This is a genomic window from Labrenzia sp. VG12 (assembly GCF_002237595.1).
In the GTDB taxonomy this organism is placed as follows: domain Bacteria; phylum Pseudomonadota; class Alphaproteobacteria; order Rhizobiales; family Stappiaceae; genus Roseibium.
Map to the genome: position 1 here is coordinate 3503915 of NZ_CP022529.1, position 23012 is coordinate 3526926.

Sequence of the window (23012 nt, forward strand, 5' to 3'; positions counted from 1 at the left end):
ACCGCCACGTCAGCGAAAACGAAGTAAAGGGCCGCCGATCCGGATGCGGACGCCGCCCTCAGAAACATGAGGCGGGGATATACCTGAAGCCTGCCCCCAAGACAAGAGGCAAATTCCGGCAATATCCAACGAATTCCAGCGGCGCGGTTTGCGCCGTTTCCGAACGCTTCGGGTTTACCGCTCCCAAAAATGATCAAAAGCAATTGAGCACCGGGGCGAACGTGCTAATACGGACAAAAATCGAGGAGCTTCCTGTGGCAGACGCCCCTGTTTCAGACCGCAAGACGGACACAAAGACCAATCGCCGTTCGTTAAAACCGCTGACGCGGCTGATCCCCTATCTTCAGAAACACAAGGGCATGGCCATCGGTGCACTGGTCGCCCTGTTCTCGGCCGCAATCATCACGCTGATCCTGCCGGCCGCCGTTCGCCGCATGATCGACTTTGGCTTTGGCGCCGACGACCCGGCGCTGGTGAATTCCTATTTCGCCGTCCTGATCGGCGTGGTCTGCGCCCTGGCAACGGCCAGTTCGATCCGCTACTTCCTGGTCATGTGGATCGGTGAGCGGGTTGTTGCCGAACTTCGCTCCGATGTCTTTGCCCACCTGACCCGGCTCAGCCCCGCCTTTTACGACAGCGCCAAGTCCGGCGAGATCCTGTCGCGCCTGACCGCCGATACGACCCAGATCAAGTCAGCATTTGGCGCCAGCGCCTCCCAGGCGATGCGTAACCTGATCATGTTCGCCGGCGCCTCGGTGATGATGGTGGTCACCAGCCCGCGTCTCTCCGTGATCGTGCTGGCTGCCATTCCCGTCATTCTCGTTCCCATTCTCGGGTTTGGTCGTCAGGTTCGCAAACGCTCGCGCTTTGCCCAGGATACCCTGGCAGATGCCTCCGCCTATGCCGGCGAGATGCTGGGTTCGGTGAAAACCCTGCAGGCGTTCACGCATGAAGACAGAAGCGCCGGGCGCTACGGCGGCGCCGTCGAGGAGGCTTTCAAGGCTGCCCGCAAGGCCATCATGGCGCGCGCGGCATTGACCGGCTTTGCCATCATGGTGATCGGCGCCAGCATCGTTGCGGTCCTGTGGATCGGGGCCAGCGACGTGTTTTCCGGCCGCATCACAGGGGGGGAACTCAGCCAGTTCCTGCTCTACTCCATTCTCGCCGCCGGGTCGCTGGCAACGCTTTCCGAGGTCTGGGGCGAACTCTCCCAGGCCGCCGGTGCCGCTGAGCGCCTGTCGGAGCTTCTGGATGTGCAGTCGGAAATCCGCGCCCCCGCCAATCCGGTCAGCCTGCCGGAGAGCCCGCGCGGAGACATTGCCTTCGAAAACGTCTCCTTCGCCTATCAGAATGCGGAACACATGCCGGTGGTCCGGGATCTGGAGCTGACCATCGCGCCGGGAGAAACCGTTGCTGTCGTCGGTCCGTCCGGTGCCGGCAAGTCCACCTTGTTCAGCCTGCTGATGCGCTTTTACGACCCGGTTTCCGGGACGATCCGGCTCAATGGTGTAGGCCTGAGCGAGCTTGATCCGGAAGATCTGCGCCGACACATCGCCCTGGTGCCCCAGGACACAGCGATTTTCGGGGCCAGCATTGCCGAGAACATTGCCTATGGCAGGCCTGACGCCAGCCGGGAAGACGTGGTTGCAGCGGCACAGGCTGCCCTGGCCGCCCCCTTCATCGAGGCGATGGCGGATGGCTATGACACGATGGTCGGCGAGCGCGGTGTCACTCTCTCTGGTGGACAACGCCAGCGCATTGCCATTGCCCGCGCCGTCCTGAAAGACGCTCCGGTCCTGCTCCTGGATGAAGCGACGAGCGCGCTTGACGCGGAGAGCGAACGGCTGGTGCAGCAGGCGCTCGACAAGCTGATGGAAGGCCGCACGACGCTGGTGATTGCCCACCGTCTGGCAACGGTCCTGAAGGCCGACCGGATTGTGGTGATGGAAGACGGCCGCATCGTCGAAACCGGCACACATGCCGAGCTAACGGCCGCCGGCGGGCTCTACGCCAAGCTGGCCCGGCTGCAATTCGATGCCGAGCAGGAGGCTCTGGCGGGGTAGCGCCGCGAGCGACAGGCGCACCTGGAACTGCCGATCCCGGAAAACGATTCTGTCGTCGAAAATAAAAAAGGGCGGCCTGCTGGCCGCCCTTTTTGATTCAATCCATCCGTGGAACGCTCTGGCTCCGATCAAACGTCGTCCGGCACCGCAACGGTGTAGTTGAGCGGCATGCGTCCGCCATCTGCGAAGATTGTCTGGCCCGTGACATAGCCGGCATCGCTGGACGCGAGGAATGCGGCAACCCCGGCGATTTCGGCCGGCTCGCCGATACGCAGCATCGGGGTGCGCGACATGATCCGGTTCTTGGCTGCCGGATCGGAATTCACCGAAGCCAGCATCTCCGTCATGATCGAGCCCGGGCCGATTGCGTTGACGCGAATGCCGTATTGGGCCAGCGACAGGGCCGCGGTCTTGGTCAGCTGGCTCATGCCACCCTTGGAAACGCAATAGGGCACCTGGTTCGGGATCGCCAGAACCGAGTTTACCGACGACATGTTGATGATGCAGCCGGGCTCACCGCCGCCCTGCACCTTCTCGACCATGTGCCGGGCAACCGCCTGGGCACACAGGAAGGCGCCTTTCAGGTTGATCGACAGCACCCGGTCGAAATCATCTTCTTCAAGTTCGAGGAAATCGGCGCCAACGACGATACCGGCATTGTTCACCAGGACGTCGATGTCGCCATAGGCGTTGAGCGTTTCGGCGACCAGGTTGCGCACATCGAGACGCTCGGCGACGTTGCAATGAATGTACATTGCCTCGCCCTGGGTCTTCAGATCTTCCGCAGCAGCTTCGCCGGCATCATCATCCACATCGGCAATCACGACCTTTGCGCCATCGGCGACAAAACGCTTGGCGATGGCAAAGCCGATTCCACGGGCTGCGCCGGTAATGATGGCGACCTTATTCTCCAAAGACACGGAAACCTCACGGTTGCTAGTATTGTGACCAGCCGCGAAAAGACGCGGGCCGCGCTGCGGCGGCCCGACCTTAAGTGGCAAAATCAGCTCTGTCGATGGCCCTTCTCGGGCTCCAGCAACGTCACCTGGTTGTTTCAGGCGGAAATCCCGTGGGATTTCAAGGCGTCGCTGATCTCATCCAAAATTGCCGGATCATCAATCGTCGCCGGCATCTTGTAGCTTTCGCCATCCGCTATCTGACGCATCGTGCCGCGCAGGATCTTGCCGGAGCGGGTTTTCGGCAGCCGGTCGACCGTTATGGCGATCTTGAACGCGGCGACCGGTCCGATCTTTTCGCGCACCAGCTTCACCAGCTCCTTCTCGATGTCGTCATGGGAGCGCTCGACACCGGCCTTCAGAACCACAAAACCGCAGGGCAGCTGCCCCTTCAGCTTGTCGGCGATGCCGATCACCGCACATTCCGCCACATCCTGGTGTGTCGCCAGCACCTCTTCCATGCCACCGGTCGACAGACGGTGGCCGGCAACATTGATGATGTCGTCGGTGCGCGCCATGATCGACAGGTAACCATCGTCATCGATCACACCCGCATCGGCTGTCTTGTAGTAGCCGGGGAACTCGGCGAGGTAGGAATCGAAGAAACGCTTGTCCGCATTCCAGAGCGTCGGCAGACAGCCAGGCGGCATCGGCAGCTTGACCACGATGTTGCCGAGCGTGTTGGCACCAAGCGGATGGCCCGCATCGTCCAGCACCTGAACGTCGTAGCCCGGCATCGGCACGGTCGGCGAACCGGGCTTCACCGGCAGCGATCCAAGCCCGAGCGGATTGCCCACGATGCACCAGCCGGTTTCCGTCTGCCACCAGTGGTCGATCACCGGCACCTGAAGCTGGTCGATGGCCCAGTTGACGGTTTCCGGATCGGCACGCTCACCGGCGAGGAACAGCGACCGGTACTGGGACAGATCGTATTTCTTGATGAGTTCTCCATTCGGATCTTCCTTGCGAATCGCGCGGAAGGCCGTCGGGGCGGTGAACAGGGAAACCACGTTATGGTCCGAAATCACCCGCCAGAACGTTCCGGCATCCGGCGTGCCGACGGGCTTGCCCTCGAACACGATCGTGGTGCAGCCATGCAGCAGCGGTGCATAGCAGATATAGGAATGTCCAACGACCCAGCCGACATCGGAGGCGGCCCAGAAGACCTCGCCCGGCTCGACGTCATAGAGGTTCTTCATGGTCCATTTGAGCGCGACCATGTGGCCGCCATTGTCGCGCACCACGCCTTTCGGCTGACCGGTCGTTCCGGACGTATAAAGAATGTAGAGCGGGTCGCTCGCCTTGACCGGCACCGGCGCAATCCGGCGCCCCGCGGCAACGGCATCTTCCACCAGCTTGCCAAGATCGTGGTCGCGGCCATCCAGAAGCTCTGCGACCTGTTCTTCCCGCTGGAAGACAAGGCAGCTTGAGGGCTTGTGGGCGGCCAGTTCGATTGCCTGGTCGAGCAGCGGCTTGTAGGCAATCACCCGGCCCGGCTCGAGACCACAGGAGGCTGCGATGATCGCCTTCGGGGCCGCGTCGTCGATCCGTGTTGCCAGTTCGTTGGCGGCAAAGCCGCCGAATACCACGGAGTGGATGACGCCAAGGCGGGCGCAGGCCAGCATCGCCATCACCGCTTGCGGGATCATCGGCATGTAGATGATCGCCCGGTCCCCCTTTTCGAGGCCCTGGTCGGCCAGGACGCAGGCCATGGCCTCGACCTCTTCCAGAAGCTCCGAATAGGTGTAGGTGGCTGTCTTGCCGGTGATCGGGCTGTCATAGATCAGGGCAGGCTGACCCGGACGGCCACGCTCCACATGACGGTCAAGGCAGTTGTAACACGTGTTGCATTCCCAGTCGGGGAACCAGCGGCCGTATTGCCCCTCATCGGGATCGAACACCTTGTCGCCCGTCGACACCCAGTCGATCTCGTCCGCCGCCGACTTCCAGAACCCGAGCGGATCGTCCTTCCAGCCCTGATAGACCTCGTGATACCGGCTTGCCATGATGTGTCCTCCCAAACGGCCGCCTGCGGGGGATCGCGATCCCCTGCTCTTTGGGCCTAGAGTGCTGTAAGGGCACCCAAAAAGGCAAGCCTAACCCTTTAGGCAATTAGACGGTCGGGACTTTACGTAAACCTTCTGGCGTGATTGTCTGCCCGCCCCTTCTGAATTTTCATCGCGATACTGCTGCCCATGACCCCGATTGCCGATCCCTGGTTCTATGCTGCCGCCATTCCGGCGGTGTTTTTTGTCGGCTTGTCCAAGGGCGGCTTCGGCGGCACCTTCGCCATGCTCGGCGTGCCCATCATGTCTCTGGTGATTTCACCGCTCCAGGCCGCCGGTATCATGCTGCCGATCCTGATCGTCATGGATGTGGTGGCCCTGCTCGCCTACAAGGGCCGCGCGGACTGGAAATGCCTCGTCATCCTGCTGCCGGCCGCCGTCCTGGGGATCGGCATCGGCTGGGCAACGGCGGCCTATGTCAACGATGACTTCGTGCTGTTTCTGATCGGCGTGATGTCACTCGCCTTTGTCGCCGATTATGTCTTCAAGCAACGCAAGGCAACCGGGGCTGCCAACCACAATCTGCCCAAGGGCACGTTCTGGGGAACCGTCGCCGGGTTCACCAGCTTCATCAGCCACACGGGCGGCCCTCCCTTCCAGATGTACATGCTGCCGCTTCGCCTGGCACCCCTGCTGTTTGCCGGCACCGCCGTCATCTTTTTCGCAACCGTGAATGCGATCAAACTCGTGCCCTATTTCCTGCTCGGGCAGTTCGACACGACCAACCTGTCGACTTCGGTGACGCTGTTCCCGGTCGCGTTGATTGCCACCCTGGTCGGGGTCCAGCTGGTCAAGATCGTCAAGGCGGATACGTTTTATGCCATCATCTACATTTTCATGGGGCTGATCGGCGCAAAGCTTGCCTATGACGGCCTGATGGGCCTGCTGGCGGGATGAAAAAGTTGGTGTGACGCAAATTCGACGAGGCTAACCGCAAGGCGAATTGCACAGGAAATGGTTTCCGGTTTTCATGAGAAAAACGCCGGGAGGATGACCATGGACGCTGCTGCCAACCCGTTCACGCAGGGGCTTGAGAAAAACACGGCCAACTACGCTGCGCTGAGCCCGCTCAGCTTCCTTGCCCGAGCGGCAGATGTTTTTCCCGAAACCATCGCGATCGTCCATGGCAACCAGCGGACCGACTATCGCACCTTCTATGATCGTGCCCGCCGGCTTGCCTCGGCGTTGACCGGGCTTGGCGTCAGCAAGAACGATACGGTCAGCGTCATGCTGTCCAACGTGCCGCCGATGCTGGAGGCGCATTACGGCGTGCCGATGGCCGGTGCCGTGCTGCATTCGATGAACACACGCCTGGACGCGGCCATCATTGCCTTCCAGCTGGATCACTCCGATTGCAAGGTGCTGATCACCGACCGGGAATACGCAACAGTGGTCAAGGAAGCCCTGTCTCTGGCATCCGTTTCGCCCACGGTGATCGACTATTCCGATCCGGAATTTCCCCAGGACGGCGAGCGTCTCGGAGAAATCGACTACGAGGCCTTTGTGCAATCGGGCGATCCGGAATTTGCCTGGGCCCTGCCGCAAGACGAATGGGACGCCATCACGCTCAACTATACATCCGGAACCACCGGCAACCCGAAAGGCGTGGTCTACCATCATCGCGGTGCCTATCTGCTGGCCCAGGCCAATGTCATCACCGCTTCAATGGCAAAACACCCCGTCTATCTGTGGACGCTGCCGATGTTCCACTGCAATGGCTGGTGTTTTCCCTGGTCGCTGTCACTCGTCGCCGGCACGCATGTCTGCCTCAGATGGGTGCGGCCGAAAACCATGTGGGACCTGATTGCCGACGAGGATGTCACCCATCTCTGCGGCGCTCCGATCATCATGTCCACACTCCTGAACGCGGCCCCGGAAGACAAACGGGACCTGGACCGCGAGGTGGAATTCTTCACTGCGGCAGCACCGCCGCCGGAAAGCGTCCTGGCGGCCATGAAGACGGCCGGTTTCAACGTCACCCACCTCTATGGCCTGACGGAGGTCTACGGTCCGGCAGTCGTCAATGACTGGAAACGGGAATGGGACGCGCTTGCCTCCGATCAACAGGCCCAGAAAAAGGCACGCCAGGGCGTGCGGTACGTTGCCCTGGAGGACCTGACGGTGCTCGACCCGGAAACGCTGGAGCCGGTACCGGCAGATGGCGAGACCCTTGGCGAAGTCATGTTCCGCGGCAATGTTGTCATGAAAGGCTATCTGAAAAACCCGGAAGCAACCGACAAGGCCTTCAAGGGCGGCTGGTTCCATTCAGGCGACCTCGGGGTGCTTTACCCGGACGGATATATCCAGCTGAAGGACCGGTCCAAGGACATCATCATCTCTGGCGGGGAAAACATCTCCTCGATCGAGGTGGAGGAGGTTCTCTACAAACATGCCGATGTCACGGCCGCCGCAGTGGTTGCCCGTCCGGACGAGAAATGGGGTGAGACCCCTTGCGCCTTTGTCGAGATGAAACCCGGATCGTCGGCCAGCGAAGCGGATCTGATCGCCTTCTGCCGCCACCATCTGGCCGGCTTCAAGGCCCCCAGGACCATCGTCTTCTGCGACCTGCCCAAGACATCCACCGGCAAGATCCAGAAATTCGCGCTCCGGGAACAGGCAAAGGCTCTCTAGATTTTTCGAGAACGAGCAGACCCTCACCCGGAAAAAATCGTCATCCTGCAGCCCTCCTCAGGATAAGTATAGTGGCTGGGCGCATGCTGCATTTTCGAAGCAACTCGATGCTTTCCCCTTATACGCACTATACAAATAAAACAAAAACGCCGCGCAAAGCGCGGCGTTTTGATTTTATGGCATGTCCGCCTAGTGGAGCGTTACATCTTGCCGTATTCGCTCGATCTCGTCCTTGATCTTGAGCTTTTGTCGTTTCATGTCAGCCAATTCCAGGGAGTCAGTACTCGGATGCAACAGAGCGTCTTCAATCCTGCGTTCCATTTCCGCGTGACGGCGCTCGAGTTCTGCGAGATGCGACTGCATTGACATGGAAAAAACCTCCTGTCTGTTGGCTCAACATCTTCATCGTGCCACAGAAATTCCGGCCTTGTCGATTGCAGATTCCGCATACCTGAAGCGTTTCGCCGTCAAATAATGCATTCTGGCGACTATCCTTACGAAACCCTAAAAAGCGGCGTGGAATTAACCAGTTCAAAACTCACGAAAATTCCCCTTGAAAGATTTGCCAGTTCACAACTTTTCCCCGCGCGCTTTTTTCGCAGTTCCTTTCCGGCCGGACCATTTTCAACTGCAGCAATTTGCACGACAAATCCGGTGCTGATGCGTCTTGCCAAAGCCTTGCCCAGCCGTATTTCCGGATCGTCCCCAATGCCCTGAGGAGATCTGGCTGCAAATTCCGGACGCGCATCTGCCAAAGATGCTATCTTGCCCGAGTTCGGTGAAATGGATTAGGACTATCGTCCTGTTTTGGGGGACATGAATGGCGCAACAGGACAGTGAAACCTTGCGTATGGAACTGGCGCAGCTGCGGCAGGAGCATCGGGACCTTGACGTGGCCGTCGAAGCACTCGCGGCAACGTCCAACCACGACGTTCTGCAGCTGCAACGGTTGAAGAAGAAGAAGCTGATGATCAAGGATCGGATCTCCGTTCTGGAAGACCAGCTGTTCCCGGACATCATCGCCTGATTGCCACGCTCTGAGCGGCCTGGTCCTCTATTTCAAAAATTCCCCGTTTCCGGCGATTCGCGCTTGCGATGTGGCCGTTGCTGCCTATACTCCGCGGCTCTTCTGAGCCCGCCGGAACCTGGAGCGTGAAATGGCACAAGCGGATGTCGCAATCATCATGGGCAGTCAGTCGGACTGGCCGACAATGAAACACGCGGCGGATACGCTTGATCAGCTGGGGGTCAGCTACGAAGCGCGGATCGTCTCGGCCCACCGCACACCCGACCGCATGTATGAGTTTGCCAAAGGCGCCAAGGCGGAAGGGTTCAAGATCATCATCGCAGGCGCCGGCGGCGCTGCCCACCTTCCTGGCATGACCGCCTCGCTGACACCGCTGCCCGTTTTCGGTGTTCCGGTCGAGAGCCGGGCGCTGTCCGGCGAAGACAGTCTTCTGTCCATTGTCCAGATGCCGGCAGGCATTCCCGTCGGCACGCTGGCAATCGGCAAGGCTGGTGCCACAAATGCAGCCCTTCTGGCCGCCGCCGTGCTCGGCCTGACGGATCAGGCCGTCGCCGACGCACTCGACACGTACCGATCGAACCGCACGGCTGCGGTGGCCGAGGCCCCGACCGACGACTGACCCCGTAAGACCGGCAATAACAGGACCGTCCGACATGAGCGACACACCCCGGCTGGCCCCAGGCGACACGATAGGCATTCTCGGCGGCGGCCAGCTCGGCCGCATGCTGGCGCAGTCGGCGGCCAGCCTCGGCCTGAAGGCCCATATCTACTGCCCCGATCCGGCCAGCCCCGCTTTCGATGTCAGCGAGACCTTTACCGTCGCACCCTATGAAGACGCCGACGCGCTCGACCTGTTTGCCAGTTCCGTTGCAGCCGTCACCTACGAGTTTGAAAACGTTCCCGGTGCGACGGCCGCCCATCTCGATGCGCGGGTCCCGGTCCGCCCCGGCGTGCGCGCCCTGGAAGTTGCCCAGGATCGTCTGTCGGAAAAACAGTTCCTGTCCGGCGCCGGCGTTGCCATTGCAGATTACGCCGACATCCAGTCCCAGGCCGATCTCGACGCGGCCGTTGCGCGGTTCGGTGGCGCAGGCGTCCTGAAGACCCGCCGCTTTGGTTATGACGGCAAGGGGCAGAAGATGATCCGCAGCACCAACGATGCCGACGGCGCCTTCGACGCGCTTGGCGCCGTGCCTATGGTTCTGGAGCAGCTGATCGGCTTTGATTGCGAAGTCTCCGTGATTGTGGCTCGCGACGTCGACGGCCACACCGCCTGTTACGACATTGCCCGCAACCACCACGAAAACCACATCCTGAAGACATCGACGGTGCCGGCCGGCGTCACGGAGGCAACGGCCTCGACGGCACGCGCCATGGCGGAGAAGATCGTTACGGGTCTTGATTATGTCGGGGTCATGGGCGTCGAGATGTTCCTGGTTCGCGACGAAAAAGGCGAACGGCTGCTGGTCAACGAGATCGCCCCCCGGGTGCACAATTCCGGTCACTGGACCCAGGATGCCTGCCTCTGCTCGCAGTTCGACCAGCATATCCGTGCGGTCGCCGGCTGGCCGCTCGGCTCCGCGGACCGGCACTCGGACGCGGTCATGGAGAACCTGATCGGCTTCGATGCCGACAGCTGGCAGGAGGTTCTGCGCGAGCCGGCTTCCCGTCTGCATCTCTACGGCAAGGCGGAAACCCGCGAAGGCCGCAAGATGGGCCATGTCAACCGGATCTCGAAACAGTCAGTCTGAGATATCGGCGGTCACCGATCGCACAGGCCAGCCTGATCAGTCCTTCCGGACACATGCCGCGACGCTGCGTGCTGGTCCGGAAGGTCGACCTGACTTGAGTGAACGGCCTTGACCGGCTGATCACTCAGCCTCGCACAAGACCGAGCTTTTCCCTGCGCGAAAAACGAAGGTTGGCAAGAACCGCGACCGATGCCAGCCCGCCGGCCAGCCCCACCCAGACGCCAACACCGCCCCAGCCGGCCAGAAAGCCCAGACCGAGCGACAGGCTGATGCCGACCACCCAGTAGCCGAACAAGGCGTAGAAGAGCGGGATGGTGGTATCGCCCAGTCCGCGCAGGTTGCTCACACCAATGATCTGGCCACCATCTGCCAGCTGGAAAATCGCGGCCACCAGCAGGAACGACACGCCATAGGCCAGGACGTCCTGCGCCTCCGGGTCGTCCAGGTCGAGATAAAAACCGACCAGGGTTTCCGGAAACGTCCAGAACAGGATTGCAAAACAGCCCATGAACAACACCGTCACGGCCAGCGAGGTCCAACCGGCGCGGCCGACGCCGGCATGATCTCCCCGACCGGCCGCAAGACTGACGCGCGTCATGGCGGCGACCGAGAGACCAACCGGAACCATGAATGTGATCGAAGCGATTTGCAGCGCGATACCGTGCCCGGCGAGCGGCAGCGTTCCAAGCCAGCCGATCATGATGGCAGAGGCGGCAAACAGAGAGCCCTCGGCAATGATCGTAAACGCAATTGGTGTCCCCATCCGGACGATCTGGAAAAAGACCGGCCAGTCGGAGCGCCAGATGCGGCCCAGAATATTGTACCGGCGCAGTCTTGGATGCAGCAGCGTATAGGCGAACAGGAACAGGCAGGTCGTTGTCGCGCTGAAAACGGAGGCAACGCCCGCGCCAACCAGTTCCAGCCTGGGAAAGCCGAAATGCCCGAATATCAGGAGGTAGTCCAGGATCGCGTTGACCACGGCGCCTGCGATCGTCGCCCAGAGCACGACCTGCGTTTTTTCCATGACGGTGAGAAAACCGCGAATGGCCATGATCAGGAGCGCCGGCAACATCGTCCACTGCAGGTAGCGCATGTAGATCCTGGCCAGTTCGGCCAGTTCCGGTTCCTGGCCAAGCTCGATCAGGATCGGCTCTACAAAGAAAAGAACGACCCAGACAGGAAGACAAAACAGCACGGAGATCCAGAAGCCCATGCGCACGGCGCGGCGCAAGTCACGCGGCTTGCGCTGACCGCGCGCCCGAGCTGCCAGCGGGATCACCGCCTGCAGCACGCCCATGCCGAAAAACCACAACAGCATGTAGAAATTGAATGCCAGCACGCTAGCAGCCAATTCCTCTGCACCCAACCGACCGATCATCAGAACGTCGGTCGTGTTGATTGCCATCTGCGCCAACTGCGCTCCGGCAAGCGGCAGGCCAAGCGAGAGAGTGGGCAGAATATCACTGCGCCAAAGCGAAGTGTTCTGCTCCGAATCGGGCACCCTTGACGCGTTCTGCGCCATCGTTTCCTCCAAAATGTGGGCAAACCCGCAACTTTATAATCATGATTGGTCTGGCGGGTGAGGCTTCCACCTCTAATCCCCCTAAGCACCGAAGTCCACACCCCTTCTCACGCCGTGGCGCCCGAAAGCACCCCGGTTTCTCGGGCCGTTTGAGCACGTTTCTTTGCGAATGACTGTGGACACGGCCAGATTGCTCTGGTATGTAGCCCGCCAATAGTGAGCGACGCGTCAGCGGCGATCAGGTTCCTGTACACATGTGAATGCTCGGTACATCGATCGTATCGGTGAGTGTTGACTGCGTGCCTCGGAGCAGTCGCACCAAAGCTGGCCAGACCTCGCTAAACTCAAAGTCCATACTGGCTGCGGATTGGCCGCGGCGCATCGAAAATGGGAAAAAACGCGTGCAGGTTCTGGTTCGCGACAACAATGTCGATCAAGCGCTGAAGGCGCTGAAGAAAAAGATGCAGCGCGAAGGCATCTTCCGTGAAATGAAACTTCGCGGTCACTTTGAAAAACCGTCTGAAAAGAAGGCGCGTGAAAAGGCTGAAGCCATTCGCCGCGCGCGCAAGCTGGCTCGCAAGCGGGCACAGCGCGAAGGCCTTCTGCCGGGCAAATCCGCTCGCCGTTAAGTCGGCTTGAGTGCGCCTGGCGGCAACAAACGCCACTTTCGACAAGATTGCCGTAAGGCCGACCGCGTCCCGGTCGGCTTTTTGGCGTTTTGCAACGAAGGCTTTAAACTGAGCGGCGTGCCGCGGTAACAGTCACATTACCGCCCAATTGGAGGCACATGAACGGCATGTTTATTCACTTGACGATAAGAGATCACATGTGCCGCATGCGCAAGTTCCTGCCTCACGCCGCATTGCTCAGCCTGGCAACCCTTCTGGCGGCCTGCAACACGTCAGGTGTCTATAACGACGTTCCGGTCAATACCTCTGCCGGCTCGGCGACCAACATTGCCTCCTTGAGCGCGGTGATCGAGGCCAATCCGTCCGATGCGACTGCCTACAGCACCCGCGGCATTGCCTATGGCCAGGCCGGGAAGCTGGACAATGCCGTTGAAGACTTCAACCGCGCCCTGCAGCTGAACCCGCAGTCCTACCAGACCTACGCCAACCGGGCCCTGGTCTACCGCCGCATGGGACGGACCCAGGAGGCGGTGTCGGATTATACCCGCGCCATCAACATCAAGCCGGACTATGACGTGGCCTATGTCGGCCGCGGCAACATCTACCGGCAGCAGGGTAATTACAGCGCCGCGCTGGCCGATTTCAATTCCGTCATCGCCCGCGACAGTTCAGATGCCCGTGCCTTCTACAATCGCGGCCTGATCTATCAGGCACAGAACCAGAACCAGCAGGCTATCGAGGATTTCGCCACCGCGATCGGTCTCAATCCGAAAGCCAGCGCGCCCTATATTGCCCGCGGCATTTCCTATCTCGCCGTAAACGACCCGAATGCCGCGTTCTCCGATCTTTCGATGGCCGTCAATCTGGACCGGGAGTCGTCTGTTGCCTGGGCCAACCGGGGCCTGGCGCTGGAACAGCTCGGCAAGACCACCGACGCGCGCCGCAACTTCACCCGCGCCATGACACTGGACAATTCCAACCAGGTCGCCCGCGACGGTCTCAGCCGCCTCAACCGCGGCTGATCAGCTTCCGCTCAAAACGGGCAAGCGGCCTGAAAGAGGATCCGGTCGCCACCGGTCGGATGATGCAGCTCCAGACTTTCCGCATGCAATGCCAGGCGCTCGCAGGCCGCAAGCGCCTCCCCGTCCGCGTAGAACCGGTCGCCGATGATCGGATGCCCCAGCGCCAGCATGTGCACCCTGAGCTGATGTGACCGGCCGGTATGCGGAAACAGCCGCACACGTGCCGTCCGTTCCCTGCGTGAGATCACCTGCCAGCGGGTCAGGGCCGGTTTTCCGAACTCGTGGCTCACCATCTGTTTGGGTCGATTCGGCCAGTCGCAAATAAGCGGAAGGTCGATTTCCCCCTCCTCCGCGTCCGGCTGCCCCCAGATCTCGGCCAGATAGGTTTTGGACGTCTTGCGCCGTTCAAACTGCAAGCCGAGATGCCGGTGCGCCGCGGCATTCATCGCCAGGACCATCACACCGGAGGTATCCATGTCCAGCCGGTGGACGATGCGCGCCTCCGGATAGGTCTCCCGGGCCCGCCGCTCGGTGCAATCGGCATGCTCCGGCGCCTTGCCCGGAACGCTCAAGAGCCCGCTCGGCTTGTCGATTACCAGCAGATCGTCATCCGCGTGCAGAACCGTGAGATACGGCTCCATCGGAGGATCATAGACAAATTGCACGGGCACTGGCTGTGACATGGACGATGCTCTTAAAGCACTTTGCGTTCAGACAAAACAAAAGGCGCGGCTTGCGCCGCGCCTTGACCTTCGGAGACGCCGAAGAAACGGGGATGTCAGACGGTCAGGACCGCGAGAACGCAGGTCAGACCGAAAACAACCGTGGGCGGGATCCAGCCGGAAGCGCCGAGTGCCAGGCCAATGGCGGAAGAAACCAGCATTGCGAACAGCATCAGCCAGCCGAACACAACGGCCGCGGTGCCGCCGAAACCGAACATGATCAGGCACACGACAATGGTCAGAACGGCAACTGTGCCAACCTTGGAGAAGTTGATGAACCCCTCATAGGTGGCTTCGTGAGCGGCATAGTCCATTGCAGGCGCGTTTTCGTCAGACATGAAGTCCCCCAGAAAAATTCGTAAGTCGGCAGCCTTCTTACAATAAAGCGCGCCCATTGGGCAATCATCTGAAAGGAAGTTTCAGCTTCAAAAAACGCGACTTTTTGGCAGCCGGCAAAGATTGTCGCCTCGGAAGGGCGGATTTGTTGGCAGGACTGCTTCGCAGACACCGGGTCAGGCGGCGTTGGAGGCAGTGGCGAGCCCGGCGGCCTGCATGGCGTTGTCCTGCCGGTTGCGCACCACCTGTGCGTCAAATCCGTCAATCTGTTCGTTGAACAGCTGAAAGAAATTCAGTTCGGCCCGCAAATGCAGGAACACCCCGCCAAGGCCGATGGCGGCCCGGTCCATGAAGACAAATTCCTGCGGCACCGTGACCGGCCCGAGCTCCTTCAGGGCCGAATGCACCCGGAAGGCTTCCTTGCGGCCATATTCGGCGGCCGAGACGCCGTCCGCGATCGAGCGCACCCGGTCGCTCAGCAGCGGCCCGTAGATGAACCGTGCCCAGATGTTCAGGACCTCGATGATCTCCTTCTTCAGGTTTTTGAAGCCCCAGCGTTCATAGGCCGCGACAACCCGGTCGTTGTCCTCTTCCAGAAGTCCCCGGTAAAGCTCGACCACACCTTCCACGAAGACTTCGGGGAATATCCGGATACAGCCATAATCGAGCAGGTTGATGCCCGCCGGCGCTCCGCCGGTTTCAAACACCGTGTAGTTGCCGAGATGCGGGTCGCCGTGGATCACGCCAAAATGGCTGAACGGGTGCCACCAGGCATGAAACATGGTCCGTGCCAGAAGATTGCGGTCCTCCTGGCTGTGCTCCTTGAAGTCGAGCAACGGCTTGCCCGTCAGCCAGCCCATGGTCAGAAGCCGCTTGGTCGACAGGTCATGCACCACCTCTGGCACGCGGATCTGCTCGGCATCTTTCAGGATCTGCTGATAAAGCGCGATATGCGCTGCCTCGCGGCCATAGTCCAGCTCCTCACGCACCCGCGCGCTGATCTCCTTGGCGATCTCGCGTGTGTCGATGGCAGGGCTCATGCGCCGGTGCAGCGAGAACAGCATCTGAAGCTGTTTCAGATCGGCTTCCACCGCTGATGCCATGTCCGGATATTGCAGCTTGCAGGCCAGCACCCGGCCGTCATGGGCCGTGGCGCGGTGCACCTGGCCGAGCGATGCCGCGGCAGCCGGTTCCCGGCCGAACTCCTCGAACCTTTTCTGCCAGTCCGCGCCGAGTTCGGCGCGCATGCGCCGTTTGACAAATGCCCAGCCCATGGGCGGGGCACTTGCCTGGAGCTTTGCCAGTTCCGTCGTGTATTCCGGCGGCAAGGCATCAGGGATGGTCGACAGAAGCTGGGCCACTTTCATCAGCGGTCCTTTCAGACCACCAAGCGCTTCGGCCAGTTCAGCAGCATTCTTGGCATTGTCCAGTTCCATGCCGAACAGCCGCGCTCCGGCAACCTTGGCCGCGATCCCGCCCATGTTGGTACCGACCCTGGCATAGCGCCCCATACGGGCGCTGAAGCGGTTGCTTTCGCGGTCTTTGCTGTCTGCCATGAATGAACCTGCTCCCGTCGGACCGATGTCGGTGTCATCACTCTAGATAAGCATTACGGCGCGGACGTCCAACCGGACCAGCCGCCATGGTGCCGCACCTAGTCTGCGACCGCCGCCAAGGCATCTGCCAACCCGTCCCGCGTAGTCACCAGCCCCTTATAGGCCAGCTGGGCCGGATCCAGCGCTAGCAATTGTCCTCGCAGACCGGCTGCGATCTCCCGCCTGTCGGGCTGGCGCTCCAGAACGGCCAACGGATCATGATGGATCCTGATCGTGAACAGGATGTCTCCCGATCCCGGCAAGCGTATCAGGGTCTGCCTTTCGACGCGCAGGAACAGGCGCGCCAGGGCATCTTCTTCGGTTGCCAACTGGATCTGGCGCGGTTCGGGATGGTGCAGCTCTCCGTCGGGATAGACCGACCAGTTGAACCTGCAAAGCACCTGACCCGTTTTCAGATTGTCGAAGATCCGCGCCACCATCTGCCCCATCCGGCTGCCGTTGAAGCCCGGCACGCTGTCATGGATACCGGTCATCGACAGACCGAATTTTTCCGCCAGAGACCAGGAGGAAGGAAAACACAGGGCTGCGGCCACCAGCCTGTATCCGTCCGGACCAGGACGCATCAGAACCAGGTCTTCCTGAACAAGTCGCGCGGCGGTCAGCAGATCGGGCCCCTCATTGAGAGAGACCTGCCGTCCGGTGTCGGCGAGCATGACAACATCCGTGCCAACCTGGTGACTTGCTCCGCAGTGCCTTTGAAGATGGCCAACCACCAGATCAAGCACTTCCCTTTGAGCCGCTTCGGTTTGCGGTTCTGCCCGAAAGACCGCGTCGCGCGCCTCTTTGAAAAGACGTTCCTTCTCGGCAAGCTGCCGCGCCAGGCCGGAATCAACGTCCAGCCAGTCCTCTTCGGCGACCGGCTTCAGGCCGACCGTGAAGGGCTGGCTCGTGCCGTCGTAAGGTGTGTGACGAAACACGGTATCCTCGGGCTTCAACTCGCCAATCCGCGTCTTATGCCTGTTCCAGGGCTTCCAGTTCGTCGATCAGCCCTTCAATCACCGACAGACCCTTCTTCCAGAAGTCCGGGTCGGAAGCGCTGAGGCCGAACGGTGCGAGCAGCTCCGAGTGGTGTTTGGTACCACCGGCTTTCAGAAGATCGAAATACTTCTGCTGGAAGCCGGCGTCCGCGTCCTCGTAGACCGCGTAAAGCGAGTTCACCAGGCAGTCACCAAAGGCATAGGCATAGACATAGAACGGCGAATGGATGAAATGCGGAATGTAGGTCCAGAAGGTTTCGTAGCCTTCGTTCAGCTTGATGGCCGGTCCCAGGCTCTCTCCTTGGACCGACAGCCAAAGCTCACCGATCTTGTCCGCCGTCAGTTCGCCATTGCGCCGTTCCGTGTGGACCTTGCGTTCAAACGTGTAGAAGGCGATCTGTCGCACCACCGTGTTGATCATGTCCTCCGCCTTGGACGCCAGCATGATCTTGCGGGTCTGCGGATTGTCCGCCGTGGCAAGCAGCGACTTGAAGGTCAGCATTTCGCCGAAGACGCTGGCAGTTTCCGCAAGCGTCAAGGGCGTCGGCGCCATCAGCGGTCCGTTGGGCGCAGCCAGGACCTGGTGCACTCCATGGCCCAGTTCATGCGCCAGCGTCATTACATCGCGGATCTTGCCCTGATAATTCAGGAGCACGTAAGGATGTGCGCTCGGGACGGTCGGATGCGCAAATGCGCCCGGCGCCTTGCCGGAACGGGCGGGCGCATCGATCCAGCCCTTGTCGAAAAACCGCGCCGCGATCTCGGCCATGTCCGGCGAAAACGTGGAATAGGCGTTGAGCACCGTTTCCTTGGCCTCTGACCAGGGAATGACGCGCGTATCGGCATCCGGCAGCGGTGCGTTCCGGTCCCAGGTGTTGAGCTGGTCCATGCCCAGCCACTTGGCCTTGAGCTTGTAGTACCGGTGCGACAGACGCGGATAGGCGTCGCGCACGGCGGCCACCAGGGCGTCAACCACTTCCCGCTCGACCCGATTGGACAGATGCCGGCTGTCGGCAATGTCGGAAAAGTTCCGCCAGCGGTCGGAGATTTCCTTGTCCTTGGCCAGTGTGTTGGTGATCAGCGTGAAGGTGCTGAGATTATCCGAAAAGGTCTTTGTCAGCGCACCAGCGGCCTTGCGGCGTTTTTCAGGATCCGGGTCGACCAGCAGATTGAGCGTCGGCTCGATGGCCAGCAGCTCCCCGTCCACGTCATAGGTGAGCGAGGCCATGGTCTCGTCGAAAAGCCGGTTCCAGGCACTTGATCCGGTCACGGATTTTTCGTGAAACAGCTGCTCGACCCGGTCTTCCAGCTGGTAGGGCTTGCCCTTTCTCAGATCCTCGACCCACGGCCGGTAGTGGCCGAAGTGAGGGTCCGTCAGCGCCGCTTCGATGACGTCGTCCTCCACCGTGTTCATCTCCAGCGTGAAAAACAGGAGATGCGTGCTGGCCGTCGTGATCTGCTCCTGCACATCACCGTAGAATTTCTGCGATTCCGGCCGCACAGTGTTTTCCGCATAGATCAGCCCGGCAAAGGAAATCAGCCGGCCCATGACGTCTTCCAGCTCTTCGTAGGCTCGGATTGCCGTGACCAGAGCGGAGACGTTTTCGGTGGCAAGTTGGGTAAGGCGCCCCTTGTAGGATGCTTCGAACGTCTTGGCCCGCTCCAGGATTTCCTTCAGATCGGCCGTGACTTCGGGAGAATCGACGGCAGGGTAGAGATCCGTCAGATCCCATTCCGGCAGGTTGCCAAGGTCTGTGGCGGCTGAAGACTGGGGGGCAAAAACGGGTTTCGTCATGAAGCTGTTCTTCTCTGATAGCCGGAGACCGGCCCCTTGGCCGGCGTGTAGCGGTTTTGGAATTAGTAGGCCGGAGAAAGCCGCTGCTGCAATCAATCTCTATAAACTTTTTTTTTGGCCCCGCTTGGACGATTTGTTTACTCAACTGCGACCAGAATGGCTCGAAACGAGACAATTCGGGACAGTGAACCAAAAATGCAGGCACTGAGCGGCAAGATTCTCATCGTTGACGATGATCCGATCCAGCGCAGACTGTTGCAGGAGGCGGTGAAGAAATTCGGCTACCGGTCGAAAACCGCCGAGAACGGCGCAGAAGCCGTGCGCATCATGACAGGTCCCGAGGCCAGCGAGATCGATCTGATCATTCTCGACATGGTCATGCCGGAGCTCGACGGTCTTGGTGTTCTGGAGCGGCTGCGCGGCGACAAGATAGCCACACCGGTGATCGTGCAGACAGCCCATGGCGGCATCGATACCGTGGTCAGTGTCATGAACGCCGGGGCACAGGATTTTGCCGTCAAACCGGTTGCCCCGGAACGGCTCAACGTATCGATTCGCAATCTCCTCAAGACCTCGGCTCTGGAAGGCGAGATCACGCGCATCCGCAGCAAGGCCTCGGGCACGCTGACCTTCAGCGACATCATAACCCATTCGGCCGCCATGGAACGGGTCATTGACCTGGGCAAGCGGGCCGCCGCCTCCAACATTCCGATCCTGATCGAGGGCGAGAGCGGCGTCGGCAAGGAAATGATCGCAAGCGCCATTCAGGGCTCGAGCGACCGCAAGTCCAAGCCGCTCGTGACCGTCAATTGCGGCGCCATTCCCGACAATCTGGTCGAATCGATCCTGTTCGGCCACGAGAAGGGCGCCTTTACCGGTGCGGTCGACAAACATGTCGGCAAATTCCAGGAAGCCCATGGCGGCACGCTGTTTCTCGACGAGGTCGGCGAACTGCCGCAGGAAGTTCAGGTCAAGCTGCTGCGCGCGATCCAGGAAAATGAAATCGACCCGATCGGGGCACGTCGCCCCGTCAAGGTGGATTTCCGGCTGATCTCCGCCACCAACCGCCGCCTGATCGATCAGGTCAAGGAAGGCGTCTTCCGGGAAGACCTCTATTACCGGCTTAACGTGTTCCCGATCTGGATCCCGCCACTGCGCGACCGGCGCGAGGACATTCCGGCCCTGACCCGTCATTTCCTGGCCCGCTTTGCCGCGGAAGAAGGCAAGCCGCAAGTGGCCGGCGTCACACCGGATACGCTGGCCATGCTGCAGGCCTATCACTGGCCCGGAAACATCCGGCAGCTTGAAAACGCCGTCTTCCGCGCCGTGGTTCTGTGCGATGGGGCACAGCTGACCATCAATGACTTCCCGCAGATCGCGGCCGCTACCGAGCAGCCTGTGTCAGTGTCCCCCATCCCGGCACCGGCGATCTCCGAGACGCCGGCGGCGGCACCAGCCATGTCCCCAGGTGTTCCGGTCGCGACTGCACCGGCACCGACGCCCCCGCCGCCGCCCTCACAAACCGGATTTGAAGGAGCGGCCCCCTTCGGCTTCATGCGCAATCTCGATCAGGAAGGACATGTCCGCAAACTGACCGACATCGAGGAAGAACTGATTCGTGCAGCCATCAATCACTATTCAGGGCGAATGACCGAAGTCGCCAAGCGGCTTGGCATCGGCCGGTCCACACTTTATCGCAAGCTCAAGGAATACGGGCTTGAGGAGGGCGGCAAGGAAGACGCCGCCTGATCCGCCCTGCAGAATTTTGCCCCTGAGACACAACCACCGGTGCGTCGACCTCCCGCTTCCGGACGGCGCCATCGGGCGTTCCTGCGCGCCAACCGGGCAATTGAGGCAAATCATGGCCGCCCCGCTGGATTTGGACCATTTTTTGACGCAATCTGCGGATATCCAGCGCGTTGGTTGAAAAAACCCTCTTTGACTTGCGTCGTTGCATTACTGCCACGATTATCACGCAAGCGAATTTAGGGTAAAAACTTCTTAACTTGCGCCGGCTAGGATATATCTCCTGCTGGGGAGCACGGGATGGGTGAAAGCCCTCGAAAACGGCGAGATAGAGATTGCGTAAACGGTTAGTTGATTTCGACGCCGTCGGATGGCTGAAGCGTGGCCTGGCAACACTGGGCGCGTTTGCGGTTGCGTCATTCTGCCTGACGGTAGCGGCCCAGGCCGAGACCCGTACGCTCAAGCTGTACAACACGCATACCAAAGAGCGTGTCTCGATCACCTTCAAGAGAAACGGCCGCTATATTCCCGAAGGTCTGCGCGAAGCGAACCGCTTCCTGCGCGACTGGCGCCGGAACGAAATCATCAAAATGGATCCGGAACTCCTGGATCTCGTCTGGGAAGTCTACCGGAAAGTCGGCGCGCGGGACTACATTCACGTCGTCTCGAGCTACCGTTCGCCGGCCACCAACAACATGTTGCGCAAGCGCTCGCGCGGTGTTGCCAAGAACAGCCAGCACACGCTCGGCAAGGCAATGGACTTCTACATTCCAGGCGTCAATCTGGCCAAGCTCAGGGCTACGGGCCTGCGCAAGCAGGTTGGCGGTGTCGGTTATTATCCGCGTTCAGGCTCACCATTTGTGCATATGGACACAGGCAGCGTCCGCCACTGGCCGAAGATGAGCCGGTCGCAGCTGGCCAAGGTCTTTCCGAACGGCAAGACCCTGCACATTCCGCGGGACGGCAAGCCTATGAGCGGCTACAAGGTTGCTCTTGCCGAAAGCAAATCCAAGAAATCGCGCAGCTCCCGGCCGACAATTGTCGCTTCGAACAATCGCTCCACGCCCAGCACGCGCAACCAGAACCTGACCAACCCTGGCAAACCCTTGCCCGCCCCGGCAAACGCAACCGCCACGCGCGAGTCGAATTCCTCAGGTGGCGGCAATCTTTTCGCAAGCCTGTTCGGCGGTGGCCAGAGCAATGAACGCGACACACAGCGCCCCGGTGCCGTCGGCAATCAGCCGCCGGCAAACCTGACGGCAAGAGTGTCCCCGGTCATCGAGAACCCGCCCGTTCCAGGCCGCAAGGTGCTGGCCGCGGAACCGGAAACTCCCGCTGCGGAACCGACCCTTGTGGCCAGCGCGGCTCCCACCCTCAAGCCTGTGGACGAGACCCCGACCATTGTTGCGAGTGCAGCTCCCGCCGTCACTCCGGCGCCTGCACCTGCGCCCAACACGCTTGACGCACAGCGCGTTGCGCTGGAATCCGGACAGCCGGCCCTGCCGAACCAGACGCTCGACAGCCGCTTTCAGGTCGCCCGGGCCCCGGCCCAGAAGCCCAATACGGGCCTGAGCGAGGCCGCGCAGATTGCCGCCGCAACTCTTGGGCAGACCGGAGGCGTTCCGGTTCCTCAAGCGGCCCCGGCGGACGATCCGGTGGCAGCCATTGCAGCTGCGACCGGCACTGCCGTGCCCTCGCCTGTTCCCGCACCACGCGCCGGCACAACGCTGGCTTATGCATCGGCAACAGCGACGCCGCCCAGCCTGAGCCGCTCCCTGCGTCCGTCCGTAAGTCCGCAGCAGCGGCCCGCGACGACGGCAAGTGCCGGCACCGCAGCAGGTACGTCGGCGCGCCCGACCGTCTCCGGCCGTATCCCGCGTGATCAGATCGTCGATCCGCTCGCCGGATTTGCGAGCCTGCCGGACAAGTCAGAGCCGACGCTCCTGTCCGGGGTCGGCACCACACGACACAAGACATTCGCCTGGCTGAGCCATCCCAACCAGCGCGCCCTGAAAAACGTCATGAAACCGGGCAACCGCTTCGTCGCAGCAAGCTTCGACTCCAGTCCGAATGGAGGCCTGCGCACCGACCGGTTCGACGGTGGTCCGGCCGTGATCGTGCTTCCGGTCCGGTTCGCCCGCTAACGCAGTCGGGAC

The 23012-nt window shown here is 61.0% G+C and carries 20 protein-coding genes; 10 read left to right on the plus strand and 10 right to left on the minus strand.

The window, feature by feature from the left end:
* Positions 1-254: 254 nt before the first annotated feature.
* Positions 255-2063, plus strand: coding sequence for an ABC transporter transmembrane domain-containing protein (locus tag CHH27_RS16190; RefSeq protein WP_094072503.1), 1809 nt, complete (start codon positions 255-257; stop codon positions 2061-2063).
* 128 nt (positions 2064-2191) lie between these two features.
* On the opposite strand, the gene CHH27_RS16195 is transcribed toward CHH27_RS16190, so the two are convergent.
* Entirely contained in the window at positions 2192-2983 is a 792-nt protein-coding gene (locus CHH27_RS16195) for an SDR family NAD(P)-dependent oxidoreductase (RefSeq protein WP_094072504.1), read from the minus strand.
* Positions 2984-3117: 134 nt separating this feature from the next.
* Positions 3118-5025: a propionyl-CoA synthetase gene (locus CHH27_RS16200; protein WP_094072505.1), complete on the minus strand. Its 1908-nt coding sequence runs from the start codon at positions 5023-5025 to the stop codon at positions 3118-3120.
* A 189-nt stretch (positions 5026-5214) separates the two neighbouring features.
* Between CHH27_RS16200 and CHH27_RS16205 the strand changes: the two genes are divergently transcribed.
* Together CHH27_RS16205 and CHH27_RS16210 are read left to right on the plus strand one after the other, a co-directional pair.
* Positions 5215-5982 carry a sulfite exporter TauE/SafE family protein gene (locus CHH27_RS16205; protein WP_094072506.1) on the plus strand — a complete coding sequence of 256 codons (768 nt, stop codon included), beginning with the start codon at positions 5215-5217 and terminating at the stop codon, positions 5980-5982.
* 93 nt (positions 5983-6075) lie between these two features.
* Positions 6076-7716: an acyl-CoA synthetase gene (locus CHH27_RS16210; RefSeq protein ID WP_094074806.1), complete on the plus strand. Its 1641-nt coding sequence runs from the start codon at positions 6076-6078 to the stop codon at positions 7714-7716.
* Positions 7717-7905: 189 nt separating this feature from the next.
* On the opposite strand, the gene CHH27_RS16215 is transcribed toward CHH27_RS16210, so the two are convergent.
* On the minus strand, positions 7906-8085 hold the full coding sequence (locus CHH27_RS16215; protein ID WP_094072507.1) for a YdcH family protein: 180 nt from the start codon (positions 8083-8085) through the stop codon (positions 7906-7908).
* A gap of 125 nt (positions 8086-8210) precedes the next feature.
* Positions 8211-8471, minus strand: coding sequence for a hypothetical protein (locus CHH27_RS16220; RefSeq protein WP_094072508.1), 261 nt, complete (start codon positions 8469-8471; stop codon positions 8211-8213).
* Positions 8472-8536: 65 nt separating this feature from the next.
* Between CHH27_RS16220 and CHH27_RS16225 the strand changes: the two genes are divergently transcribed.
* The 3 genes from CHH27_RS16225 (at position 8537) to CHH27_RS16235 (ending at position 10491) form a co-directional block, all read left to right on the plus strand.
* A complete protein-coding gene (locus CHH27_RS16225) occupies positions 8537-8743 on the plus strand; it encodes a YdcH family protein (protein ID WP_094072509.1) in 207 nt (68 codons plus the stop codon).
* A gap of 130 nt (positions 8744-8873) precedes the next feature.
* Positions 8874-9362 carry a 5-(carboxyamino)imidazole ribonucleotide mutase gene (gene purE / locus CHH27_RS16230; protein WP_094072510.1) on the plus strand — a complete coding sequence of 163 codons (489 nt, stop codon included), beginning with the start codon at positions 8874-8876 and terminating at the stop codon, positions 9360-9362.
* A 34-nt stretch (positions 9363-9396) separates the two neighbouring features.
* Positions 9397-10491, plus strand: coding sequence for a 5-(carboxyamino)imidazole ribonucleotide synthase (locus CHH27_RS16235; protein ID WP_094072511.1), 1095 nt, complete (start codon positions 9397-9399; stop codon positions 10489-10491).
* A 124-nt stretch (positions 10492-10615) separates the two neighbouring features.
* Here the strand turns inward: CHH27_RS16235 and CHH27_RS16240 are convergent, their stop codons facing one another.
* On the minus strand, positions 10616-12013 hold the full coding sequence (locus tag CHH27_RS16240; protein WP_094072512.1) for an MATE family efflux transporter: 1398 nt from the start codon (positions 12011-12013) through the stop codon (positions 10616-10618).
* A 401-nt stretch (positions 12014-12414) separates the two neighbouring features.
* Between CHH27_RS16240 and rpsU the strand changes: the two genes are divergently transcribed.
* Positions 12415-12642, plus strand: coding sequence for a 30S ribosomal protein S21 (rpsU, locus tag CHH27_RS16245; RefSeq protein WP_008188883.1), 228 nt, complete (start codon positions 12415-12417; stop codon positions 12640-12642).
* Between the two features lie 158 nt (positions 12643-12800).
* The gene (locus CHH27_RS16250; protein WP_247646118.1) at positions 12801-13664 is read left to right on the plus strand and encodes a tetratricopeptide repeat protein; all 864 of its coding nucleotides are present in this window, start codon (positions 12801-12803) and stop codon (positions 13662-13664) included.
* A gap of 11 nt (positions 13665-13675) precedes the next feature.
* On the opposite strand, the gene CHH27_RS16255 is transcribed toward CHH27_RS16250, so the two are convergent.
* The 5 genes from CHH27_RS16255 to CHH27_RS16275 all read right to left on the minus strand — a co-directional run bounded on the left by CHH27_RS16255 (position 13676) and on the right by CHH27_RS16275 (position 19110).
* Complete coding sequence (locus CHH27_RS16255) at positions 13676-14347, minus strand: pseudouridine synthase (protein WP_198338235.1); 672 nt, start codon at positions 14345-14347, stop codon at positions 13676-13678.
* A 95-nt stretch (positions 14348-14442) separates the two neighbouring features.
* Positions 14443-14724 (minus strand): aa3-type cytochrome c oxidase subunit IV, encoded by a 282-nt coding sequence (locus CHH27_RS16260; RefSeq protein ID WP_094072515.1) that lies wholly within the window; start codon positions 14722-14724, stop codon positions 14443-14445.
* A gap of 174 nt (positions 14725-14898) precedes the next feature.
* Entirely contained in the window at positions 14899-16278 is a 1380-nt protein-coding gene (locus tag CHH27_RS16265; protein ID WP_094072516.1) for an AarF/ABC1/UbiB kinase family protein, read from the minus strand.
* Between the two features lie 98 nt (positions 16279-16376).
* Complete coding sequence (locus CHH27_RS16270; protein ID WP_094074807.1) at positions 16377-17255, minus strand: DUF3445 domain-containing protein; 879 nt, start codon at positions 17253-17255, stop codon at positions 16377-16379.
* A gap of 34 nt (positions 17256-17289) precedes the next feature.
* A complete protein-coding gene (locus CHH27_RS16275) occupies positions 17290-19110 on the minus strand; it encodes a M3 family oligoendopeptidase (protein WP_094072517.1) in 1821 nt (606 codons plus the stop codon).
* A gap of 195 nt (positions 19111-19305) precedes the next feature.
* Between CHH27_RS16275 and CHH27_RS16280 the strand changes: the two genes are divergently transcribed.
* Both CHH27_RS16280 and CHH27_RS16285 read left to right on the plus strand, forming a co-directional pair.
* Positions 19306-20859, plus strand: coding sequence for a sigma-54 dependent transcriptional regulator (locus tag CHH27_RS16280; protein WP_198338236.1), 1554 nt, complete (start codon positions 19306-19308; stop codon positions 20857-20859).
* A 332-nt stretch (positions 20860-21191) separates the two neighbouring features.
* Positions 21192-23000 (plus strand): DUF882 domain-containing protein, encoded by a 1809-nt coding sequence (locus tag CHH27_RS16285; protein WP_094072518.1) that lies wholly within the window; start codon positions 21192-21194, stop codon positions 22998-23000.
* Positions 23001-23012: the final 12 nt, after the last annotated feature.

Coding starts and splice junctions, on each gene's coding strand:
- purE (WP_094072510.1), top strand. CDS start 8,874: ATGGCACAAGCGGATGTCGCAATCATCATGGGCAGTCAGTCGGACTGG.
- CHH27_RS16210 (WP_094074806.1), top strand. CDS start 6,076: ATGACCATGGACGCTGCTGCCAACCCGTTCACGCAGGGGCTTGAGAAA.
- CHH27_RS16240 (WP_094072512.1), bottom strand. CDS start 12,013: ATGGCGCAGAACGCGTCAAGGGTGCCCGATTCGGAGCAGAACACTTCG.
- CHH27_RS16225 (WP_094072509.1), top strand. CDS start 8,537: ATGGCGCAACAGGACAGTGAAACCTTGCGTATGGAACTGGCGCAGCTG.
- CHH27_RS16280 (WP_198338236.1), top strand. CDS start 19,306: ATGCAGGCACTGAGCGGCAAGATTCTCATCGTTGACGATGATCCGATC.
- CHH27_RS16265 (WP_094072516.1), bottom strand. CDS start 16,278: ATGGCAGACAGCAAAGACCGCGAAAGCAACCGCTTCAGCGCCCGTATG.
- CHH27_RS16255 (WP_198338235.1), bottom strand. CDS start 14,347: ATGTCACAGCCAGTGCCCGTGCAATTTGTCTATGATCCTCCGATGGAG.
- CHH27_RS16235 (WP_094072511.1), top strand. CDS start 9,397: ATGAGCGACACACCCCGGCTGGCCCCAGGCGACACGATAGGCATTCTC.
- CHH27_RS16215 (WP_094072507.1), bottom strand. CDS start 8,085: ATGTCAATGCAGTCGCATCTCGCAGAACTCGAGCGCCGTCACGCGGAA.
- CHH27_RS16200 (WP_094072505.1), bottom strand. CDS start 5,025: ATGGCAAGCCGGTATCACGAGGTCTATCAGGGCTGGAAGGACGATCCG.
- CHH27_RS16205 (WP_094072506.1), top strand. CDS start 5,215: ATGACCCCGATTGCCGATCCCTGGTTCTATGCTGCCGCCATTCCGGCG.
- CHH27_RS16250 (WP_247646118.1), top strand. CDS start 12,801: ATGAACGGCATGTTTATTCACTTGACGATAAGAGATCACATGTGCCGC.
- CHH27_RS16275 (WP_094072517.1), bottom strand. CDS start 19,110: ATGACGAAACCCGTTTTTGCCCCCCAGTCTTCAGCCGCCACAGACCTT.
- CHH27_RS16260 (WP_094072515.1), bottom strand. CDS start 14,724: ATGTCTGACGAAAACGCGCCTGCAATGGACTATGCCGCTCACGAAGCC.